The organism is Thioclava sp. F28-4 (assembly GCF_002020045.1).
Classification (GTDB): domain Bacteria; phylum Pseudomonadota; class Alphaproteobacteria; order Rhodobacterales; family Rhodobacteraceae; genus Thioclava; species Thioclava sediminum.
This window is the reverse complement of record NZ_MPZQ01000051.1, coordinates 1-664: the sequence shown is the minus strand read 5'-3', so window position 1 is coordinate 664 and position 664 is coordinate 1. Positions and strand designations below refer to the sequence as shown.

Below are 664 nucleotides of genomic sequence, written 5' to 3'. Positions count from 1 at the left end.
TCAGCAAATATGCGGACCACTTGCCCTTGTATCGGCAGAGCCGGATCCTTGCCCGATCGGGCATCGAGATCCACCGCAGCACGCTGGCCGACTGGGTCGGCACCGCCGCCTTCCATCTCGGCCCGGTGGTCGACCGGCTGGCCGAGCACCTGAAGACATCGACGAAGCTGTTCATGGACGAGACCACCGCCCCGGTGCTGGATCCGGGGCGCGGCCGGACCAAGACGGGATATCTCTGGGCGCTCGCCCGTGACGACCGATCATGGGGCGGAGATGATCCACCGGGCGTGGTCTTCTTCTACGCGCCCGACCGCGCCGGGGAGAACGCGGAGAAGATTTTGCACGGCTTCGACGGCATCCTGCAGCTCGATGGCTACCAGGGTTACAACCGTTTGACGCGTCCCGCCCGCAAGGGTGGCGACCCGGTCCGCGTGGCGCATTGCTGGGCCCACGCGCGGCGCAAGCTGAAGGAGGTGTTCGACCGCGACGGCTCCGAGATCGCCGCCGAGGGGCTGCGCCGCATCGCCGAGTTCTACAAGATCGAGGCCGACATTCGCGGCACGGCGCCGGGACAGCGGCTCTCGGCCCGACAGGCGCGCACAGCGCCCCTCGTGGTCGAGTTCGGTGAATGGCTAAAACAGCAACGTCTGCGTGTCTCCGCGAA

The 664-nt window shown here is 67.3% G+C and carries 1 protein-coding gene; it reads left to right on the top strand.

The window, feature by feature from the left end; all coding sequences use genetic code 11:
* On the top strand, positions 1 to 664 hold a 664-nt coding region (locus BMI87_RS21825; RefSeq protein WP_146681744.1), incomplete at both ends, for an IS66 family transposase.